Source organism: Bacillus sp. XF8 (genome assembly GCF_017498755.1).
Taxonomy (GTDB): Bacteria; Bacillota; Bacilli; order Bacillales; family Bacillaceae_G; genus Bacillus_A; species Bacillus_A bingmayongensis.
The window spans coordinates 193,660-213,533 of the sequence record NZ_JAGDQK010000010.1 but is presented as its reverse complement, the minus strand read 5'-3'; the positions used below and the strand labels follow the sequence as shown (position 1 = coordinate 213,533).

General features: G+C 35.8%; 16 protein-coding genes, 1 pseudogene and 1 riboswitch. Of the genes and pseudogenes, 16 read left to right on the top strand and 1 reads right to left on the bottom strand.

What is annotated here, in order from left to right:
• Positions 1-382: 382 nt before the first annotated feature.
• The 13 genes from topB (at position 383) to mobB (ending at position 15,178) form a co-directional block, all read left to right on the top strand.
• Positions 383-2,527, top strand: coding sequence for a DNA topoisomerase III (topB, locus tag J4P91_RS07830; protein WP_207993489.1), 2,145 nt, complete (start codon positions 383-385; stop codon positions 2,525-2,527).
• 537 nt (positions 2,528-3,064) lie between these two features.
• Positions 3,065-6,004: a formate dehydrogenase subunit alpha gene (gene fdhF / locus J4P91_RS07825; RefSeq protein WP_207993488.1), complete on the top strand. Its 2,940-nt coding sequence runs from the start codon at positions 3,065-3,067 to the stop codon at positions 6,002-6,004.
• Positions 6,005-6,019: 15 nt separating this feature from the next.
• Positions 6,020-6,502: a helical membrane plugin domain-containing protein gene (locus J4P91_RS07820; protein ID WP_207993487.1), complete on the top strand. Its 483-nt coding sequence runs from the start codon at positions 6,020-6,022 to the stop codon at positions 6,500-6,502.
• Positions 6,503-6,681: 179 nt separating this feature from the next.
• Positions 6,682-7,026 carry a Na-translocating system protein MpsC family protein gene (locus J4P91_RS07815; protein WP_017152226.1) on the top strand — a complete coding sequence of 115 codons (345 nt, stop codon included), beginning with the start codon at positions 6,682-6,684 and terminating at the stop codon, positions 7,024-7,026.
• Positions 7,027-7,042: 16 nt separating this feature from the next.
• On the top strand, positions 7,043-7,840 hold the full coding sequence (fdhD, locus tag J4P91_RS07810) for a formate dehydrogenase accessory sulfurtransferase FdhD (protein ID WP_207993486.1): 798 nt from the start codon (positions 7,043-7,045) through the stop codon (positions 7,838-7,840).
• Between the two features lie 66 nt (positions 7,841-7,906).
• The gene (gene moaA, locus J4P91_RS07805; protein WP_207993485.1) at positions 7,907-8,923 is read left to right on the top strand and encodes a GTP 3',8-cyclase MoaA; all 1,017 of its coding nucleotides are present in this window, start codon (positions 7,907-7,909) and stop codon (positions 8,921-8,923) included.
• Between the two features lie 251 nt (positions 8,924-9,174).
• Positions 9,175-9,960, top strand: a complete 786-nt coding sequence (locus J4P91_RS07800; protein ID WP_207993484.1) for a formate channel — start codon at positions 9,175-9,177, stop codon at positions 9,958-9,960.
• A gap of 69 nt (positions 9,961-10,029) precedes the next feature.
• Positions 10,030-11,046: a molybdopterin-synthase adenylyltransferase MoeB gene (locus J4P91_RS07795; RefSeq protein WP_207993483.1), complete on the top strand. Its 1,017-nt coding sequence runs from the start codon at positions 10,030-10,032 to the stop codon at positions 11,044-11,046.
• Positions 11,047-11,064: 18 nt separating this feature from the next.
• A complete protein-coding gene (locus J4P91_RS07790; protein WP_207993482.1) occupies positions 11,065-12,351 on the top strand; it encodes a molybdopterin molybdotransferase MoeA in 1,287 nt (428 codons plus the stop codon).
• Positions 12,352-12,383: 32 nt separating this feature from the next.
• On the top strand, positions 12,384-12,848 hold the full coding sequence (locus J4P91_RS07785; protein WP_207993481.1) for a molybdenum cofactor biosynthesis protein MoaE: 465 nt from the start codon (positions 12,384-12,386) through the stop codon (positions 12,846-12,848).
• Positions 12,849-12,852: 4 nt separating this feature from the next.
• Complete coding sequence (gene moaD / locus J4P91_RS07780) at positions 12,853-13,089, top strand: molybdopterin converting factor subunit 1 (RefSeq protein ID WP_207993480.1); 237 nt, start codon at positions 12,853-12,855, stop codon at positions 13,087-13,089.
• Positions 13,090-13,421: 332 nt separating this feature from the next.
• A complete protein-coding gene (locus J4P91_RS07775; protein WP_207993479.1) occupies positions 13,422-14,471 on the top strand; it encodes a P-loop NTPase in 1,050 nt (349 codons plus the stop codon).
• Between the two features lie 152 nt (positions 14,472-14,623).
• Positions 14,624-15,178 carry a molybdopterin-guanine dinucleotide biosynthesis protein B gene (gene mobB / locus J4P91_RS07770; protein WP_207993478.1) on the top strand — a complete coding sequence of 185 codons (555 nt, stop codon included), beginning with the start codon at positions 14,624-14,626 and terminating at the stop codon, positions 15,176-15,178.
• A gap of 401 nt (positions 15,179-15,579) precedes the next feature.
• Here mobB and J4P91_RS07765 read toward each other — a convergent pair whose 3' ends face one another.
• On the bottom strand, positions 15,580-16,773 hold the full coding sequence (locus J4P91_RS07765) for a nucleoside transporter C-terminal domain-containing protein (RefSeq protein ID WP_207993477.1): 1,194 nt from the start codon (positions 16,771-16,773) through the stop codon (positions 15,580-15,582).
• Between the two features lie 369 nt (positions 16,774-17,142).
• Positions 17,143-17,221, top strand: a riboswitch (ZMP/ZTP riboswitch).
• Positions 17,222-17,278: 57 nt separating this feature from the next.
• On the opposite strand from J4P91_RS07765, the pseudogene J4P91_RS29900 reads away from it, so the two are divergent.
• The 3 genes and pseudogenes from J4P91_RS29900 to brnQ all read left to right on the top strand — a co-directional run.
• Positions 17,279-17,539: pseudogene (locus J4P91_RS29900) on the top strand (amino acid permease); the annotation flags it as partial.
• 56 nt (positions 17,540-17,595) lie between these two features.
• Positions 17,596-17,928 carry a hypothetical protein gene (locus J4P91_RS29895; protein WP_026049232.1) on the top strand — a complete coding sequence of 111 codons (333 nt, stop codon included), beginning with the start codon at positions 17,596-17,598 and terminating at the stop codon, positions 17,926-17,928.
• Positions 17,929-18,440: 512 nt separating this feature from the next.
• The gene (gene brnQ / locus J4P91_RS07755) at positions 18,441-19,790 is read left to right on the top strand and encodes a branched-chain amino acid transport system II carrier protein (RefSeq protein ID WP_207993476.1); all 1,350 of its coding nucleotides are present in this window, start codon (positions 18,441-18,443) and stop codon (positions 19,788-19,790) included.
• The last annotated feature ends 84 nt before the right edge of the window (positions 19,791-19,874 follow it).

The window sequence follows — 19,874 nt, the reverse complement described above, 5'->3', positions numbered from 1 at the left end:
TCAAAATTCAGCGAAAGAAAAGAAGTTAGGTGGGGGACGGGCTGCCCGTAAAAGCCCGATTCGTGAGGGCTAATAATCAGTGGTGATGAAGAAAAAACTCACTGATTAAGGTTTCACTTTATTGTATCTGCTTATGAAAAAGAGGGAGTCAAGATATTGGAAAATCGTTAAATGTAAAGAAAAGAGTATAGTGGAATTTTTATCGTTCACAAGACGTATATAATTAACCCTATTGTGAAGGTGTGAAGATTAAGCGTATAATATTATAGGTCTAAAAAATATAAGACGAATTGTGAATGATAAAAATGATAGATATTTTTCATCACTTATAAAAAAGAGATAAAATGAAAGTAGCATTGGAATTTAGATAGGGAGTTATAAAATGAAATTAATTATTGCTGAGAAACCAGATCAAGGTTTGGCCCTTGTTTCTCAATTTAAATATCGCCGAAAAGACGGCTATTTAGAAGTGGAAGCAAATGAGTTATTTCCAAATGGAGCTTACTGTACATGGGCAATTGGTCATTTGACGCAGTTATGTAATCCGGAACATTATCACACTGAGTGGAAAAAATGGTCATTAGATACATTACCAATGATTCCGGAGCGTTTTCAATTTGAAGTCACCAAATCGAAGTATAAGCAATTTAATGTTGTGAAACAGTTGTTACACAATCCGCAAGTGACGGAAATTATTCATGCAGGCGATGCGGGGCGTGAAGGGGAATTAATTGTACGAAATATCATTAATCTTTGTAACGTGCAAAAACCGATGAAACGTCTGTGGATTTCCTCCTTAACGAAACAAGCTATTTACCAAGGATTCAAAAATTTACTCGATGAATCAGATACAATCAATACATATTATGAAGCATATACACGGTCTTGTGCTGACTGGGTCGTTGGAATGAATGCATCACGTGTCTTTAGTATCTTGTTAAAGAAAAAAGGAATGAATGATGTGTTTTCGGCTGGACGTGTACAAACACCGACACTAGCTTTAATCGTAAAACGTGAAAAGGAAATTGAAAACTTTAAATCAGAACCATTTTGGGAAGTGTTTGCAACTTTTAATATAGAAGGAAAGAAATATGAAGGAAAGTGGGAGAAAGATAATGAGTCCCGCTTAAAAGATCCTGATATGGCAAATAAAATTGCAGCATTTTGCCAAAATAAACCGGCTGAAGTAAAAGAAATGAAAACGGAGCGGAAAGAGTTTCAACCACCGTTTTTATTTAACTTATCATCACTGCAAGCAACTGCAAACAAAGCATTTAAGTTTTCGCCGAAAAAGACTCTTGATATTACACAAGCGTTATATCAAAAAGGGATTGTTTCTTACCCACGTTCGGATTCTAACTATGTAACAAAAGGGGAAGCAGCAACGTTTCCTGACATCTTACAAAAATTAAGCCAATTTGATGATTATAAAGAATTGTTACCAGCACCGATTGAATCTATTATGAATAATAAGCGGTATGTAAATGAGAAAAAGGTTACGGATCACTACGCTATCATTCCAACGGAACAGGTTACAAATCCAGGTAAACTATCTGGGGATGAAAAGAAAATTTACGATATGATTGTTAGAAGATTAATTGCGGCTCATTATGAAGTTGCGATTTTTGACTATACAACAATTACAACACTTGTTGATGGACGTGCGGAATTTATTTCAAAAGGGAAGCAGCAAATTCAAGAAGGATGGCGCAAAGTTATTTTCCAAGATGATAAAGACGATGAAACCATTCTTCCAATCGTAGCAGAAGGTGAACAAGGAAAAGTTGTAAAGGTGAAAGTGAAAGAAGGAAAAACGCAGCCGCCAAAGCGTTATACAGAAGGACAACTTATTACGCTAATGAAGACAGCTGGGAAGTATTTAGATAATGAAGAGCTTGAGAAGGTCTTAAAAAAGACAGAAGGTTTAGGGACTGAAGCGACTCGTGCAGGCATCATTACAATGTTGAAAGACCGTAAGTATATTGATGTGAAGAAAAACCAAGTGTATGCAACCGATAAAGGGAAAGTATTAATTACCGCAATTGGGGATAAAATTTTAGCCTCTCCAGAAATGACAGCAAAGTGGGAGCAGCGTCTTGCAGAAATTGGGGAAGGGACAGCTTCACCAGCAACTTTTATGGAACAAACGAAAAAATTATCAGCGAAGATTATTGAAGATGCGGTTGAAATGTCTGAGAAATGGGATTTTACCGGATTACATGTTGAATCGATTGAACGTAAAGGATCAAAGTTTACAACAGGTAAAAAAGTAGGGAAATGTAAAAAGTGTGATGGTGATGTGATTGACAAATCTACTTTTTACGGTTGTTCGAATTATAATACAACGCAGTGTGACTTTACTATTTCTAAAAAGATACTAGGAAAAACGATTTCGCAAAAGAATATGACTAAGCTCTTAAAAGACGAACTGACAGATTTAATTAAAGGGTTTAAGAAGAATGATAAAACGTTTGATGCGAAGCTAGAGTGGAAAGAGAATAAAATTAATTTTGTATTTGAGAAGTGAGAGTGTCAACAAATAAAAAAGTCCTTTACTGGGTAAAAGGTTCTTAATAAGTTAGGACTAAAAAAGATTATTCATTGAAAACAATGAGGCGAAGCATGACGATAAAATGTCATGCTTTTTTATTTTATAATTGCAAAGTGAGAAAGGATTTTAAGAGGTTTTGAAGAATTAATGATGGTTAGAGACTGAAAAGTTAATTCACCGAAAGCTCAGCGACGTGCGGCGCAATTATGCATTGTTAATGCATGGCTTAGTGATTAAACGAATATATCTAAAAAAGTCAGAGCATGGAGTGTTGTGATTTTTTACGAATTTTATATTGTGTATTTTCGGATTAAACGCTATAATCATAGTGTTAAAGATGGAATCGTGATATGACCTGTTATGAATCTATCATTTTATTTATGAATAAATGGATTGGTATTTTAGCAAGATGTGCTAATGAACTACTCCACCATGATGATATCGTACCTATTAATTCGGTACGTATATTTTCGTGGTGGAGTTTTTTTATTCTCAAAAAAGGGAGGAAAGACCATGAACGACAGCATGGTTCATATTACAATCGACGGAAAAAGGTATACAGCTGAGCCGGGTTCAACTATCTTGGACATCATTAATCAAAACGGGATAGAACATCCACAAATCTGTTACGTGCCTGAAGTGGATCCTATTCAAACGTGTGATACTTGTATTGTAGAAGTTGATGGAAAACTTGTGCGATCCTGCTCGGCAGTAGCAAAGAACGATATGAATATTGAGTTGTCCTCTATTAGTGCCAAGGCAGCACAAACGGAGGCGATGGACCGCTTATTGGAAAACCATTTACTTTATTGTACGGTCTGTGACAACAATAATGGGAACTGCAAATTGCATAATACGGCAGAATTAATGGAAATTGAGCACCAAAAATATCCTTACACGCCAAAAGTAGATGTAAGTGAAGTTGACATGTCTCATCCATTTTATCGCTATGACCCTAATCAATGTATTGCGTGTGGTCAATGTGTAGAAGTTTGTCAGAACTTGCAAGTAAATGAAACTTTATCTATTGATTGGGAGGCAGAGCGTCCTCGTGTTATTTGGGATGACGGAGCGGCTATTAACGATTCTTCATGTGTAAGCTGTGGTCAATGTGTAACCATTTGTCCTTGTAATGCTTTGATGGAGAAATCGATGCTTGGAGAAGCTGGATTTATGACTGGGCTGAAGCCGGACATTCTTGAGCCTATGGTTGATCTTATAAAAGAAGTTGAACCTGGATACAGCGGTATTTTCGCCGTTTCAGAAGTAGAAGCTGCGATGCGTGAAACTCGTACGAAGAAAACGAAAACAGTATGTACGTTCTGTGGTGTAGGGTGCTCATTTGAAGTGTGGACGAAGGGTCGTAAAATTTTGAAAGTCCAACCAACTTCTGATGCACCGGTTAACGCAATTTCTACTTGCGTTAAAGGGAAATTTGGTTGGGATTTCGTAAATTCTGAAGAACGTCTTACTAAGCCTTTAATTCGTAAAAATGGAACATTTGTTGAATCAACTTGGGAAGAAGCACTTGATTTAGTTGCCAATAAATTAGGTACTATTAAACAAGAGTACGGTAACGGTTCTGTAGGTTTTATTTCTTCTTCTAAAATTACGAATGAAGACAACTATGTTATTCAAAAATTAGCTCGACAAGTATTCGAAACGAACAACATTGATAACTGCTCTCGTTATTGTCAATCGCCAGCAACAGATGGATTGTTCCGTACAATTGGTATGGGCGGAGATGCAGGAACGATTAAAGATATTGCACAAGCAGGTCTTGTTATTATCGTTGGCTCAAATCCAACAGAAGGCCACCCGGTTTTAGCTACTCGCGTGAAACGTGCGCATAAACTTTACGGTCAAAAACTAATTGTTGTGGATCTGCGTAAAACCGAAATGGCAGAGCGTTCAGATGTCTTTATCAGTCCAAAGCAAGGAACAGACCAAGTATGGTTAATGGCTGTTACCAAATATATGATTGATCAAGGCTGGCATGATCAACAGTTCATCGACGAGAATGTAAACTTCTTTGAAGATTTCAAAGATAGTCTTGCAGAATATACACTTGAATATGCAGAAAAGATTACAGGTATTTCAAAAGAAGTGCTCATTCAAATGGCAGAAATGATTCGAGATGCAGATGGTACTTGTATTCTTTGGGGTATGGGTGTAACTCAAAATACTGGTGGATCAGATACTTCCGCTGCGATTTCAAACTTACTTCTTGCAACAGGAAATTATCGTCGCCCAGGTGCTGGTGCATATCCACTTCGTGGCCATAACAACGTACAAGGTGCTTGTGATATGGGAACTCTCCCAGGATGGCTTCCAGGATATCAGCACATTACTGATGATGTAGCCCGTGAAAAATTTGAAAAAGCTTACGGGGTGAAAATTGATAACAAGCCAGGTCTTAATAACATTCAAATGCTTCACGCAATTGAAGAAGGGAAAATGAAAGCCATGTATCTTGTCGGAGAGGATATGGCCCTTGTAGACTCTAACGCAAATCATGTACATGAAGTTCTATCAAGCCTTGATTTCTTTGTCGTTCAGGATGTTTTTCTTTCTAAAACTGCTCAATATGCCGATGTAGTGTTACCTGCAACTCCATCTCTTGAAAAAGAAGGGACTTTTACAAATACAGAGCGTCGTGTACAAAGATTATATCAAGTACTTCCTACGCTGGAAGATGCGAAACCAGACTGGTGGATCGTACAAGCGATTGCAAATACATTAGGCGCAAATTGGAACTATAGTCATCCAAGTGAAATCTTCGCTGAAATGGCAAGTTTATCGCCACTTTTTGCACAAGCAAACTATGAAGTGCTTGAAGGCTGGAATAGTTTCCATTGGGGAAGCTTTGAAGGAACGAATACGCCACTCCTTTTCCTAGATGGATTTAACTTCCCAGACAAAAAAGCTCGTTTCGCTATAGCTGACTGGGTACGTCCAGCTGAATTCCCAGAGGAATACGATCTTCATATTAATAATGGTCGTATGCTGGAACATTTCCATGAAGGTAACATGACCAATAAATCAAATGGTATTCAAGCTAAAGTACCTGGTGTTTTCGTTGAAGTTTCTCCAAAACTTGCACAAGAACGTGGAGTTAAAACTGGTTCGTTAGTGCGATTGGTTTCTCCTTTTGGAGCACTTAAATTACGTGCACTTGTAACGGATCGTGTAAAAGAAAATGAGCTTTATTTACCGATGAACTCGACAGACAACGAATCGGCAATTAATTTCTTAACGGGTCCTGCGGTCGATCAACGTACCAATACACCTGCATATAAACAAACGAAAGTTCGTATGGAAGTGTTACAAGTAGAAGGGGAAAATCCGATGCCAAAAACGAATCCACGTAACAAAAAGCGTCATCCTCAAAATGGGATTGAGGTAAATCGCAAGTGGGCTCGTCCAGGATATGTGCACTTAACGGATAACTAGGGAGGAGAAAAGAATATGGCAGCACCTATTAAAGCTATCCAAAAGGATGAGCCAACTGAGGAAGAACAACGACAACAAAAGTTAGAAGATTTAAAAGCACTTCTAGCTGATAATGAAGAAGCTTTAAATCAAATGTTTAATATTGTAGGTGAACTGAATGACATAGGGATGCTGGAAGCTGCAAGTTCTATGCTTCAAGCGAAAGAGAAAATCGCAAAAATTGTTCTAGGACAAGTCACTCGTGAACCAGTCACGAATTTGATTAACAATATGATGGGCGCTGCAGGAGCTTTAACAGAACTTGATCCGGAACTTACTAAAAAACTTGTAAGTAGTGCATTGATAGGTATGGATGAAGGAAGCAAGCACCTGCAAAGTAATAAAAAAGTAGGAATACTGGACCTTATGAAAGTACTTAAGGATCCAGACATTAACCGTGCTATCGGATTCGGTCTTCATTTCTTAAAAGGTATGGGTAAGGGGTTAAAAGACGAATAGGTAAGCAACAATAATATTATTTCATAGGTTTTATGTATGTTTGAAATAATTCTAAAAAATGAGCCTTTTTGTTTAATTATTTGAGTGAATAACTCAGACGAAAAGGTCATTTTGTTAAAATGTTTATGATGAAGTAGTATTCGAAAAGTATTATTGATGAATCGGGGAGGAATGTGAGTATGTCAAAAATGGTACATGAGTTTAATGATATGATACGAAAGCTTCGAAAAGATTTGTTTGGAAAAGGACCGGAACGAATTCATACTGTATTTGCTGAGAATATGGCTATTGCCACACTTTATGGAAATTTGACACCTACTGAGAAATTCATTTCGGGAACTTTGGATGGTGCGGAAATGGTTCATATGGCTAGAACAAAAATGATTCAGGAGGTCTATGCTGTCAATTCTCGTGAGCATTTGGAGGAACTTGTTGGAGCCAAATTAGTTCATCTGTTTTCGGATATGAAAGTGGATGAAGATATTGCAGTTTCAGTGTTTGTCTTTGATAAAAATATAACGTGAGGGAAGGATACTAATCGTGAAATCGATACAGATGGAACGGGAAATTTTCCGGTATGAACAAGGGGAATTTAAGCATATAGAGGACAGCATTGTAACAGAGTTTCCAGTTACGGTTAAAATTAACGGACAGGAATTTGTTACAATGGTTAGTACTCCAGAGTATATTGAAGATATGGTAATAGGCTTTTTAGCATCTGAAGGTATTATCCGAAAGTATGAAGACATTGATGAAATATGGGTACAGGATAAAGAAGGATATGTACACGTAACAACGACAAAGATCAATCCTTATTATCGTGACATCCAAAATAAGCGTTATATTACTTCATGTTGTGGAATGAGTAGACAAGGATTTGTTTTCGTAAATGATGCACTGACTGCGAAGAAGATAGATGATGTTCACGTAAAGATCTCTGCCCAGGATTGTTTTCGATTAATGAATGATATGCAGCAATCTGCGGCTACTTTTCAGCATACAGGCGGGGTTCATAATGCCGCCTTATGCGATGTGAATGGAATCATTTTAAGCCGAATGGATATAGGAAGACATAATGCTTTAGACAAAATTTACGGCTATTGTTTAAAAAACAACATTTCTATTAGTGATAAAATTATTGTTTTTAGTGGCCGTATATCTTCTGAAATTCTATTGAAAGTTGCGAAAATTGGCTGCGAAATAATATTGTCAAAATCCGCTCCAACTGAGTTAGCACTGGAGCTAGCAGAACAATTAGGGATTACTACAATAGGCTTTATTCGTAATCAATCTTTAAATGTATATACTCATCCAGAGCGGGTTGTAAATATTAAATAAATGCAAAGTGGTTAGCAAATAAAACTTGTACGAAATCATAAAATATGCAGAAGTGAGGCAATAAACATGAAATCTGTCACATTAGACAAATTGCACCGTCCTTTAAGGGATTTACGTATTTCTGTTACCGATCGCTGTAATTTTCGCTGTCGATATTGTATGCCGGAAGAAATATTTGGTCCTGATTATTCTTTTTTGTCTAATGATAAAATTTTATCTTTTGATGAAATTGAAAGGGTAACACGTATTTTTGTTTCTTTAGGTGTAAGAAAGTTGCGTATTACTGGGGGAGAGCCTTTACTTCGGAAAAACCTTCCTGAACTAATTGAGCGACTTAACAAAATTGATGGAGTAGAGGATATTGGTTTAACTACAAATGGATCTTTACTTAAGAAGTTTGCTCCTGATTTATATAAGGCGGGTTTATCACGTGTGACAGTTAGTTTGGATTCTTTGGAAGAAGAGCGTTTTACTTATTTAAATGGTAATAGAAGTAAAGTAAAAACGGTTCTTGGAGGAATACAGGCTGCAGCGGAAGTCGGGATGAAAATTAAAATGAACATGGTTGTCCAAAAAGGAAAAAATGAACAAGACATCGTTCAGATGGCGCAATACTTTAAAGAGAATAAGCATATTCTTCGGTTTATTGAATATATGGATGTCGGGAATTTTAACGGCTGGGAATTAGACGAGGTAGTCTCTAAACAAGAGATATTAGAGATGATTAATAAAGTTATGCCGCTGGAACGAATTGAAGCAAACTATCCTGGCGAAGTTGCCACTCGCTATCGTTATATCGGTAGTGATGAGGAAATAGGAATTATTTCATCTGTAACAGATTCTTTTTGTTCATCATGTACAAGAGCTCGTATTTCCGCAGAAGGAAAATTATATACTTGTTTGTTTGCTTCTAAAGGAAATGATCTTAGAGAATTGCTTCGTTCTGGGTATACTGATGAGGAGATTATCGATGTTATTCGTGACATTTGGAATAATCGTTCAGATCGCTATTCAAATGAACGGCTAAGCAATACAAATAAAAAAACATTGCCAAAAATTGAAATGTCGCATATTGGTGGTTGAGAAATAAAGGATATGTTAGGTTGACATTCAAAACACTATGAAAGAAGGCTATTAATAGATCTTCTTGTTATAGCAAATGTCGCGAAGTGGAAAGCGTGCAAGTTTTGCAGATTTTCTATTTTATAGTAAAAGTGATGATTGATACCTCTGTAAGAGAAATGCAGAGAGATTAAGCAGCATTCAAAAATCCTTACGATGTTAAGGGTCTATTGAAGTTGCTTTTTTATTTTTAAAAAATGGAGGAATTGGTTATGGCATTTCATAAACCGGAAAAAATCGCTGAGCTTGTGATTGAAGCCGGTGTTCAAAAGGTAAGGCAATCGTTATCCGCCATGCTTATCCTCGGTTTTTTAGGAGGAGCATTCATTTCGTTAGGGTTTTTACTTAATATTCGAGTTTTAGGTAATTTACCGGAGCATTGGGGAAGTCTAGTGAATTTTTTGGGAGGAGCAGTTTTTCCTATAGGGCTTATGCTTGTTGTCTTGGCAGGTGGAGAGTTAATTACGGGAAACATGATGTCAGTGTCCATGGCCCTGTATGCGCGAAAAATCTCATTGAAAAGTGTGTTAAATAATTGGATTTGGATAACTTTAACTAACTTTGTTGGTGCACTTTTCGTAGCTTATTGTTTCGGTCACCTTGGCGGGTTGACGGAGGGTGCATATTTAAATAAAACAGTGGCAATAGCCCAAGAGAAATTACATGAATCGTTTGGGAAAACATTAATTTCAGCAATTGGTTGTAACTGGCTCGTTTGCCTTGCGATTTGGTTAGCTTATGGAACTAACGATTTTGTTGGGAAAATTATCGGAATTTGGATTCCTATTATGGCATTTGTCGTGATTGGATTTCAGCAAGTGGTAGCAAATATGTTTGTAATTTCAGCAGTTATTTTTGCGGGTTACCTTTCATGGATGGATCTTGCCGAGAATTTTGTTCCGGTTTTTATCGGAAATGTAATTGGTGGAGCTGGATTTGTTGGATTTGCTTACTTTTCTTGTTATCAGAAACAAAGTCATATAGAGAAAGATTTCTAAAAAACAACCATATATGCAGCAGGTTTTTTAATTAATTGATGATTATTTACAAGAAAGGAAGGCCATCTAATGATAGAGCGGTATTCACGTCAACAGTTGTTCACTCCTATTGGGAGTAAAGGACAAGAAAAGGTTAGAAATAAGCATGTGTTGATTGTGGGGGCAGGTGCATTAGGAAGTGCAAGTGCTGAAGCGTTTGTTCGTGCAGGTATCGGAAAGTTAACGATCATTGATCGTGATTACGTAGAATGGAGTAATTTACAACGACAACAGCTTTATGTTGAACAAGATGCGATAGAAAAATTACCAAAAGCAATTGCAGCTCAAAATCGGTTGAAACAAATCAATTCAGAGGTACAGATTAATGCTTTCGTGATGGAGGCAAGAATAGAAAATATGGAAGCTTTGTTAGACGGTGTCGATATAATCATTGATGCAACAGATAATTTTGATATTCGATTTGTGATAAATGATCTATCACAAAAATATGATATTCCTTGGATTTATGGTTCTTGTGTCGGGGGATATGGCATGAGCTATACCATTATTCCAAAAGAAACACCGTGTTTACATTGTGTACTTAAAAGTGTTCCAGTTACAGGAGCGACGTGTGACACAGTTGGAATTATTAGTCCAGCTGTTCAAATAGTGGCAGCATATCAAGTGGCGGAAGCATTCAAAATTTTAGTGGAAGATTTCTCAGCAATTAGAAAAACCTTTGTAATGTTTGATATATGGAGTAATCAACACCATGCTATTAAACTAGAAAAAATAAAAACGGACAGTTGTCCTTCGTGCGGAACGCATAGAACTTATCCTTATTTATCTTATGAAAATCAAACGAAGACAGTTGTTTTATGCGGGAGAAATACGGTTCAAATTAGACCGGCGCATAATAGTCGTTACAATTTTGACCATTTAGAAAAACAACTAAAAAAACATGGGAAAGTAGATCGAAACCCGTATTTGCTTTCTTGCCAACTAGATGATTATCGTGTGGTCATTTTTCAAGATGGTCGTGTATTTATTCACGGGACAAATGAAATTCAAAAAGCGAAACAAATATACTATCGTTTATTAGGTTAATAGAAGGGATTGGTAATTATGGAAAGAAGAGTGCCGATTGCGGTTGGAGAGGCCGTTCGTAAAGTAATGGAATTTGCCAATCGTGGTTTAAAAGAACTGGTACCACTTGAATTAGCTTACGGACGTACATTAGCAGAGGATTTAGTAGCCGATCATGATGTACCTTCCTTCGATCGCTCACCATATGATGGATTTGCTATTAGGGCAGAAGATACTGTCTGGGCAAGTTATGAGAATCCAACTTTATTCGAAGTAATTGGCGAAATTGGGGCAGGGTCCATATTTCCTCAAGAGGTAGGTCAATTTCAAGCAGTTCGAATCATGACGGGAGCACAAATTCCAAAAGGATGTAACGCAGTTGTGATGCTAGAACTGACTCGTCAATATGAGGATGTCGGTAAAACCTATATGGAAGTGAGACGCTCATTCAAAGAAGGAGAAAATATTTCCTTTCAAGGTGAAGATACACGTAAAGGGACGATTCTTGCGAAGAGAGGTTCTTACATTAATCCAGGCATTTCAGCGCTCCTTGCTACATTCGGTTACAGCGAAGTACCAGTTGCCAAAAAGCCTGTGATTGGAGTATTAGCGACTGGAAGTGAGCTTCTTGATGTTAATGAATCACTACAACCTGGAAAAATTCGAAATAGCAATACGTACATGATATTGTCCCAAATTCGAAGAGCAGGGGGAAGAGTGAAATACTTTGGGAAGTTTAGTGACGATTTTGATACGTGCCACGCAGCCGTAAAAGAAGCATTAAGCCAAGTCGATATGTTAATTACAACTGGTGGTGTTTCAGTAGGGGATTATGATTATTTACCAGCTATATACGAAAAATTAGGAGCATCGGTTCTTTTCAACAAAGTTGCAATGCGGCCGGGCAGCGTCACGACCGTAGCACAATTAAATAAAAAACTATTATTTGGATTATCAGGCAATCCTTCTGCTTGTTATGTAGGCTTTGAGTTATTTGTAAGACCTAGCATTCGTACCTATATGTTAAGTGAAAAGCCACATTTAAAAAAAGAAAAAGCATTATTAGGAGAAGATTTTCTAAAACCTAATCCATTTACAAGGTTTGTACGAGCAAAGTTTAAATATAACGAAGGACAATTAATCGCCTATCCATCAGGATTTGATAAGTCTAGTGCGGTTTCTTCATTAGCTGAATCAAACGCTTTTATCGTACTCCCAGGCGGTACAAGAGGCTATGAAAAAGGGATGTTTGTAGATGTTCTCTTATTAGAAGATAATCAAGGAAGTGAATGGCCTTGGAGAAATATTATTCCATCCTATAAATAATAGAATTTTAAAGCGACAGGAGGATAATGTTGATGGGAGAGGTATTATTTGAAATTGTAGATATTCCTATTTTGGTCGAAGAAGTAACGAATAAGGTAGCAAGAAGAGAGGCAGGTGCTATTACAACCTTTATTGGAACAGTAAGAGAGTTGACAAAAGGAAAACGAACTTTACATCTAGAGTATCAGGCATATGAGTCAATGGCAGTAAAAATGTTTACTCAAATTGGTGAAGAAATCAAGAAAAAATGGCCGGATGCAAAAATAGCAATTACACACCGAGTGGGACGATTAGAAATAATGGATATTGCAGTTGTAATTGCAGTTTCGTCACCGCATCGTAAAGTGGCTTATGAAGCGAATGAATATGCGATTGAGCGTATTAAGCAAATCGTCCCAATTTGGAAAAAAGAATTTTGGGAAGATGGAACAATGTGGATTGGAGACCAGCTTGAAAATACTCCGTATCCAGAAGGAAAACCAAAGAAGGAAGAATGAGAAGATGATTACAATATTACTGTTCGCAAATTTGCGAGAGGAAGTCGGCGTAGACCAATTGGTAATAAGAGAAAAACAAGAGATTAGTGTTCAACAATTAAAAAAATGGCTTAAAGATAGTTATCATTTACAATCTTTGGATCAAGTCATGACGGCTATCAACGAAGAATTTGCAGTTAACGAAGATAATGTAAAAGACGGAGATACCGTTGCGTTTATCCCGCCTGTAAGTGGAGGATAATGTTGTTTGCTATTAAAGTTAACGCTATATTTATGATTATAATAGATGGAATGATAATAATGGATTGTTATCATTTTATCACTTTTTATTTATGTTATAAATGGTTGGATTGGTATATTAGTAAGTATTGCTAGTAATCTATTCCACCATGAGTACATAAGCCTATTTAATTAGGTTCGGGTACTCATGGTGGTTTTTTTGTTTGCAAATTAAGACCGGAGGGAGGAAATATACACTAATCCATCTCCGGTATTAAATATGAGACGTTGAATTCAAGGGTAATTTTATTTGTACTAAAAATTATCAAATAAAAATAAAAAGGACTGAGATTTATGCTTACTCATGAACAAATTATGAAAGTTCTAAGCCATGTTCAGGATCCAGAGTTGCACAAAAGTATCGTGGAATTAAACATGGTAAGAAATATTCAAATTGATGGCACACAGATTTACCTTGAAGTTATTTTAACTATTCAAGGTTGTCCATTAAAGGCGAAAATTCAACAAGATATTGAAGACTCTCTGCGGAACATTGGAGCCTCTAAGGTTTCTTTGACCTTCGGCTCCATGACACCGGAAGAACGAGTTGCATTAACAGAAACTTTAAAGAGAAATTCTAGAACGGAAACCGGCATGCCTAGTATATTGCGACCAGATTCAGGTGTACGTTTTATTGCTGTGACAAGTGGAAAAGGTGGAGTCGGAAAATCAACTGTGACGATTAACCTTGCTACTGCTTTAGCCCGTATGGGGAAAAAGGTTGGGATTTTAGATGCAGATATATATGGATTCAGTATCCCTGCTATGATGAAAGCTAATCAAAAGCCAACAATGATAGATCAGACAGCGATTCCGGTCGTTAGCCACGGCGTTAAAATTATGTCAATGGGATTTTTTATAGAGGATAATAACCCAGTTATGTGGCGAGGGCCAATGCTAAATAAATGGATTCAAAATTTCCTTGCTAACACTCACTGGGGAGAACTAGATTATCTTCTTCTTGATTTGCCTCCTGGTACAGGAGATGTTGCGATTGATGTGGCTGCGATGATCCCTCACGCGAAGGAAATTATAGTTACTACTCCTCATAATGTAGCTTCGTTTGTTGCTTCCAGAGTAGGGGTAATGGCAAAGCATACAAAACACGATATTTTAGGTATCGTTGAGAATATGGCATATTATGAGGAACAAGATGGTTCAAGGAACTATCTCTTTGGGAAAGGTGGCGGCGAAATGTTAGCAGAACAACTGCAAACAGAAGTGATAGCACAAATACCTTTTGCAAAGCCTGAAGAAAACAAAGGTTCGTCCGTATATGACGAAGAATCGCTTGTTGGAGAGATGTTTACATCATTAGCTCAAGATCTTATCTACAAGGGATAATTTATTAGAAAACTAAAAGGCTTTCATAAAAATAGAAGGGAATTTCTTTATAAAAATCTTCTAGTTAGCTAAAATAGCTTTTCGTCTCTTATGAATGGAATCGGCGATTATTGCTTATGAAGATAAAATATAAACAGAAATATAAGGAGTGAATGACCTTGGGGAAAAATTGTCCTATCCTGCAGATTGTAGGATTCCAAAATAGTGGAAAAACAACGCTCACGGAAAAATTAATTTTTAGAGCTAGTATAGCTGGATTAAAGGCTGCATCAATTAAACATCATGGCCATGGAGGAACCCCAGATACTGAATTAAGCTCCAAAGACAGTATACGTCATCATGAAGCAGGGGCTGTTGTTTCTAGTGTGGAAGGAGAGGGGGTCTTACAGATGCGTGCTAATTTTGATAATTGGGATCTCGAGGAAATGATTAAGTTATATCACTTTTTTTCTGTAGATATCATTTTCGTAGAGGGATATAAGAAGAAGGCTTACCCCAAAGTTTTTTTAATCCGAGATGAGGACGATCTTTCATTACTTAATTCACTAGTTAATGTCCGGTGTGTAATAAGTCATGTGAAATTGGATAGTAAGGAACTCGAGCATTATCAGGTTTTTCAGCTGGAAGATGATGATTTGTATATAGATTTTTTAATGAAAGAAGCAATGAAAAAGAGTAGGAATAGAACTATGTGGGGTTTTTTGTAATCTAGTACTTGTTGAAGAAATTATCAGCATGTTCTCATATGAATAAAGGATTTTGAGAATATGGAACAATATAGGGCAGGGGACAAAGGAATGATTCCGGTTCTATTTTTTCCGAAATACGTGAGGAAATTGGATTAGATTATTTAATAATAGAAAAGCAAGACGTAACGATTCGACTGGATTTGAGTCAATATTTTGGACACGAAAAAGTTAAATCTAAGCTGCTTTTTTAGCCAGATCTTCTATTACTTGAGGGGCTTTATCCCGCATAAACGGGCAGTAATACTCCCACCTAAAAATTCTTTGCCCTCTCTAAATTTTGAGGTGGGGGTCCTACGGTCTTACTGCCCATTAATGCAGGATAAAGTTGTTTAAAAATTTCATGTGAAGTAATTATAAAATTACCATACAAAAAGCCCCACAAGCATAGCGCTTAATAAGGAAACAGCCATGCCACTAACAAGAAGCTTCCAAACATTCTTACCGATAATTGCTGATTTTTCTCCACCAAATAATGAATTATAAGTCCCATAAATCATACCAACTGTACTAAAGTTAGCAAAAGAGGCTAGAAATGTTGTTGCAACTGCAACTGTATGTGAAGCTAAAGAGGGTAAATGTGACTTTAAATCCATCATCGCAACAAATTCATTAGTTGTTATTTTTATCCCCATTAATTCAGCTACATACATAGCATCAGTTCCTGATAAACCAAGTAAGAAAGCAAACGGACTAAAGATGATAGAAAAGATTTTTTGAATTGTTAAACCTGCTACAAAGAAACTTAGAATACCATTTAGACATGCCGTTAATGCTACATATCCAATAACCATGGCTAGAATAACAATAACCATATTCATACCAACTAACATACTGTTTGAAATGGTAGAGAAAAAATCTTTTTTTTCTTCTTTTGATGGTGAATAAACAATATCTTCTTCCTTAGTAATTTCTATAGGGTTTAAAACATTTGCCAAAATTAATGCATTTAAACAGTTTAGAGGAATTGCACTGAAAATATATGTCGCTGGAACCATCGATAGATAAGCACCAAGAATGGATCCACTAACACTACTCATACTCATAATTCCAAAAGTTAATAAACGATTTTCTTTTAAAACAGATAATTGATCACGAACAACAGCAAGTGCTTCTGTGTTTCCTAAAAACATCATTTGAATGGAAAAGAAACTTTCTAACTTTGGTAAACGAGAAATTTTTGAAATAATTGCACCTACTTTATCAATAATCCAAGTTAAGATTCCAAAATAAGAAAGAATATCAAAAAATGTAATAACAAAAATGATGGGAAGTAATGCGCTAAAGAAAAAGTCAATCGTTTGATTTTCCATAGCTGATGGAAATGCAAATCGAATACCTTCATTCGCGCACGATATTAGCCAAGTGAAAAATGATGCGATTTTATCAATTATGATGTTTCCAAATTTGGTCCCTAACATAAACCAAGTAATAAAAATTTCAATTATTATCAGAATAATGATTGGTTTCCACTTTATTTTTCTTTTATTAGGCGAACATAAGAAAACTACTAATAATACAATAAAAATCCCTATAATGTTTAATATCAAATTCATGTCAACAACTCCTTGAGATTTATCCCGCTATTCGCGGGCAGTAAGATCCCTACCTTGAAATTTAGTGATAGCAAAAATGTTAGGTGGAGGATCAACTGCTCGTAAAATTCCAATTGGTTAGTGCTAATAATCAGTGGAGGATGAAGAACCCCCCCACTGATTAAAGTTCCACTTTATTCTTTGTATATAAAAAAGCTCTTATTCTTCATAATTTGGATAATGACCAGAAATTATGAAGAATAGGAGGGAAATGTAAAAGATATTTGAAATGAATCGATTTTAGAGGGAGGTATTATTTTTCTAGGTATTTTAAATTCACGAAAATATTGTTAAGTTTGAGATAAAATTGTATATTAAATGAAGAATTGAATTCCCATATGTAACTGGCGCAACATGGATTACCATGAGGGAGCATATGGATTATGAGCCGCGCGCCTAGGCAAGCACTTGATATTTTTAATCAAGTGCTTTTTATTTTTCTAAAAAAATAAAGGAGTAGATGGGGATGAATTCTAAACACAAGAAGATGGGGACTTTTGCTCTTACAATGACAGGGCTCGGTTCTATGATTGGTTCAGGATGGTTATTCGGAGCTTGGCGAGCTGCTGAAATTGCAGGGCCAGCTGCTATTTTTTCTTGGATCATAGGTATGGTTGTTATTTTATTTATTGCTTTGTCTTATGCAGAACTAGGTGCTATGTTTCCTGAAACGGGAGGAATGGTGAAGTATCCACAGTATTCTCAAGGTTCGTTTGTTGGATTTTTGCCTCTCTTACTTTGTACTGGGCCCGCTGGCCGCTGACAGGTGAAGTTCTTTTCATTATGGCAATTGGATTACCAGTATATTTTTATTACCAAGCTAAAAATAAATGGCATGATTTTAAAAATCAGTTCTGTTCTGGGATTTGGTTGATTGCATATTTATTATGTATGATAACGATATCATATTGTGGAAGTAATAAATTTGGTGGACATAATTTTATTCCATATGGTTGGGATTTACTTCTAATTACTGCATTGGCACTATTCTTTTATTATTGGGGAGTGCGAAGTGGACGGTATACAAAATATATGAAAGAAGCTGAAAAAGTGAATGGAGTTTTATTACATGAAGAAGGCAAGAATAGATATACGTCTACAAGTAAAGTAGTTTAGTATAACTTTGTAATGAGTAGAAAACTTGTTAACATTATAGTGAAAATAAAAAAATGAAATTTATGTGTAAGAGGTTCGGGTAAAATGGACCTCTTTTTAAGTTGCTTTTTATACGGTGCGGATTCATTATTTTAGATGAATTATTAGGTTTATTCAAATAGTAATGAATTATAGCTACAATCAGAAAAAATATGGTTAGTGTTTTAAATTCTTTTTTATGGGAATACAGAAAAACATGTAAGAGGGAAGGGTATTGCATATAAAGATGAATAATATGAAGACGTTAATAAAGATTTTTGATAACTTTCAACGATGCTTTAAATCTGTAATATTTTTTCGGTTTTTTATGATGAAAATAAATTTAATTAAAAAATTCAAAAAATAGTATTGAAATATATTATTCTTAAGACTATAATAAGTAAAGAATAATTTATTTGTAAATTAAATATTCAGAATCTTCAATTAGTTAAAATTGGAAATGAGATAATTATTTTTGTAGTGGAGGTAATATCATGACGAATAAAGTACCGTTCTCGTTCATAGTCGTTATAGGGTTAATGTTATTTGCTCTATTCTTTGGGGCAGGAAATTTAATTTTCCCAGCGATGCTTGGTCAATCAGCTGGAACTAATATTTGGTCAGCAAATGCAGGGTTTTTAGTAACCGGAGTTGGGCTACCATTACTTGGCGTATTAGCATTTGGAATTTCAGGTAAAGAAGATTTACAATCATTAGCAAGTCGTGTTCACCCTGTTTTTGGAATTGTGTTTACAACAACTTTGTATTTAGCAATTGGTCCTTTATTTGCTATACCGAGAACGGGTAATGTTTCTTTTGAGATTGGGGTTAAACCTTTCTTATCAGAAAATGTTGGTTCTCTGCCTTTAATTATTTTTACAATTATATTCTTTAGCATTACTTGTTTTTTTTCGCTCAATCCTGCGAAAATTGTCGATATTGTTGGGAAAATCTTAACGCCAATTAAATTAACGTTCATTGGAATTCTAGTAATCGTTGCTTTCATTCATCCAATAGGGGATATGCAAGCACCTGTTGAGACGTATACATCTAACGCGTTTTTTAAAGGTTTTCAAGAAGGATACTTAACAATGGATACGCTTGCATCTTTCGTATTTGGCATTATAATCATTAATGCAATTAAAGAAAAAGGTGCGAAAACGAAAAAGCAAATTATGGTTGTTTGTGCAAAAGCAACTATCATTGCTGCATCCGTTTTAGCGATTATTTATACAGCACTTTCTTATATGGGAGCTTCAAGTGTAGCAAAGCTTGGGCATTTAGAAAATGGTGGAGAAGTGTTAGCGAAGGTTTCAAATTATTATTTCGGATCATATGGAGGGATACTATTAGGGTTAATGATTACAGTAGCTTGTTTAACAACTAGTGTTGGGCTTGTATCAGCATGTTCTTCATTTTTCCATAAGTTGTTCCCGAAGGTTCCATATAAAGCAATTGCAATTATGTTATGTGTATTTAGTGCCATTGTTGCAAATGTAGGTTTAACGCAATTAATCGCAGTTTCTGTTCCTGTATTAACAGCGATTTATCCACTAGCGATCGTGTTGATTTTCTTAACATTCTTCCACTCATTATTTAAAGGAAGGGCTGAAGTTTATCAAGTGAGTTTGATTATAACGTTTATCATCAGTTTATTCGATGGGTTAAATGCAGCTGGAGTAAACATCCAAGTAGTAAATCAGTTATTCATGAAGTTTCTTCCGATGCATGAAGTAGGTTTAGGATGGATCTTCCCGGCTATTATTGGTGGATTTATCGGATATGGTATTAGTGTTTTAAAAACAAAAAATCAAATCCATTCTACAGCTAAAGTAAATAAGTAATGATATTGTATTAAAAAAGTTATAGAATTTCTTTCTATAACTTTTTTTGTTACTATTTAAATGATATGAAAGTATTTTTGAAAG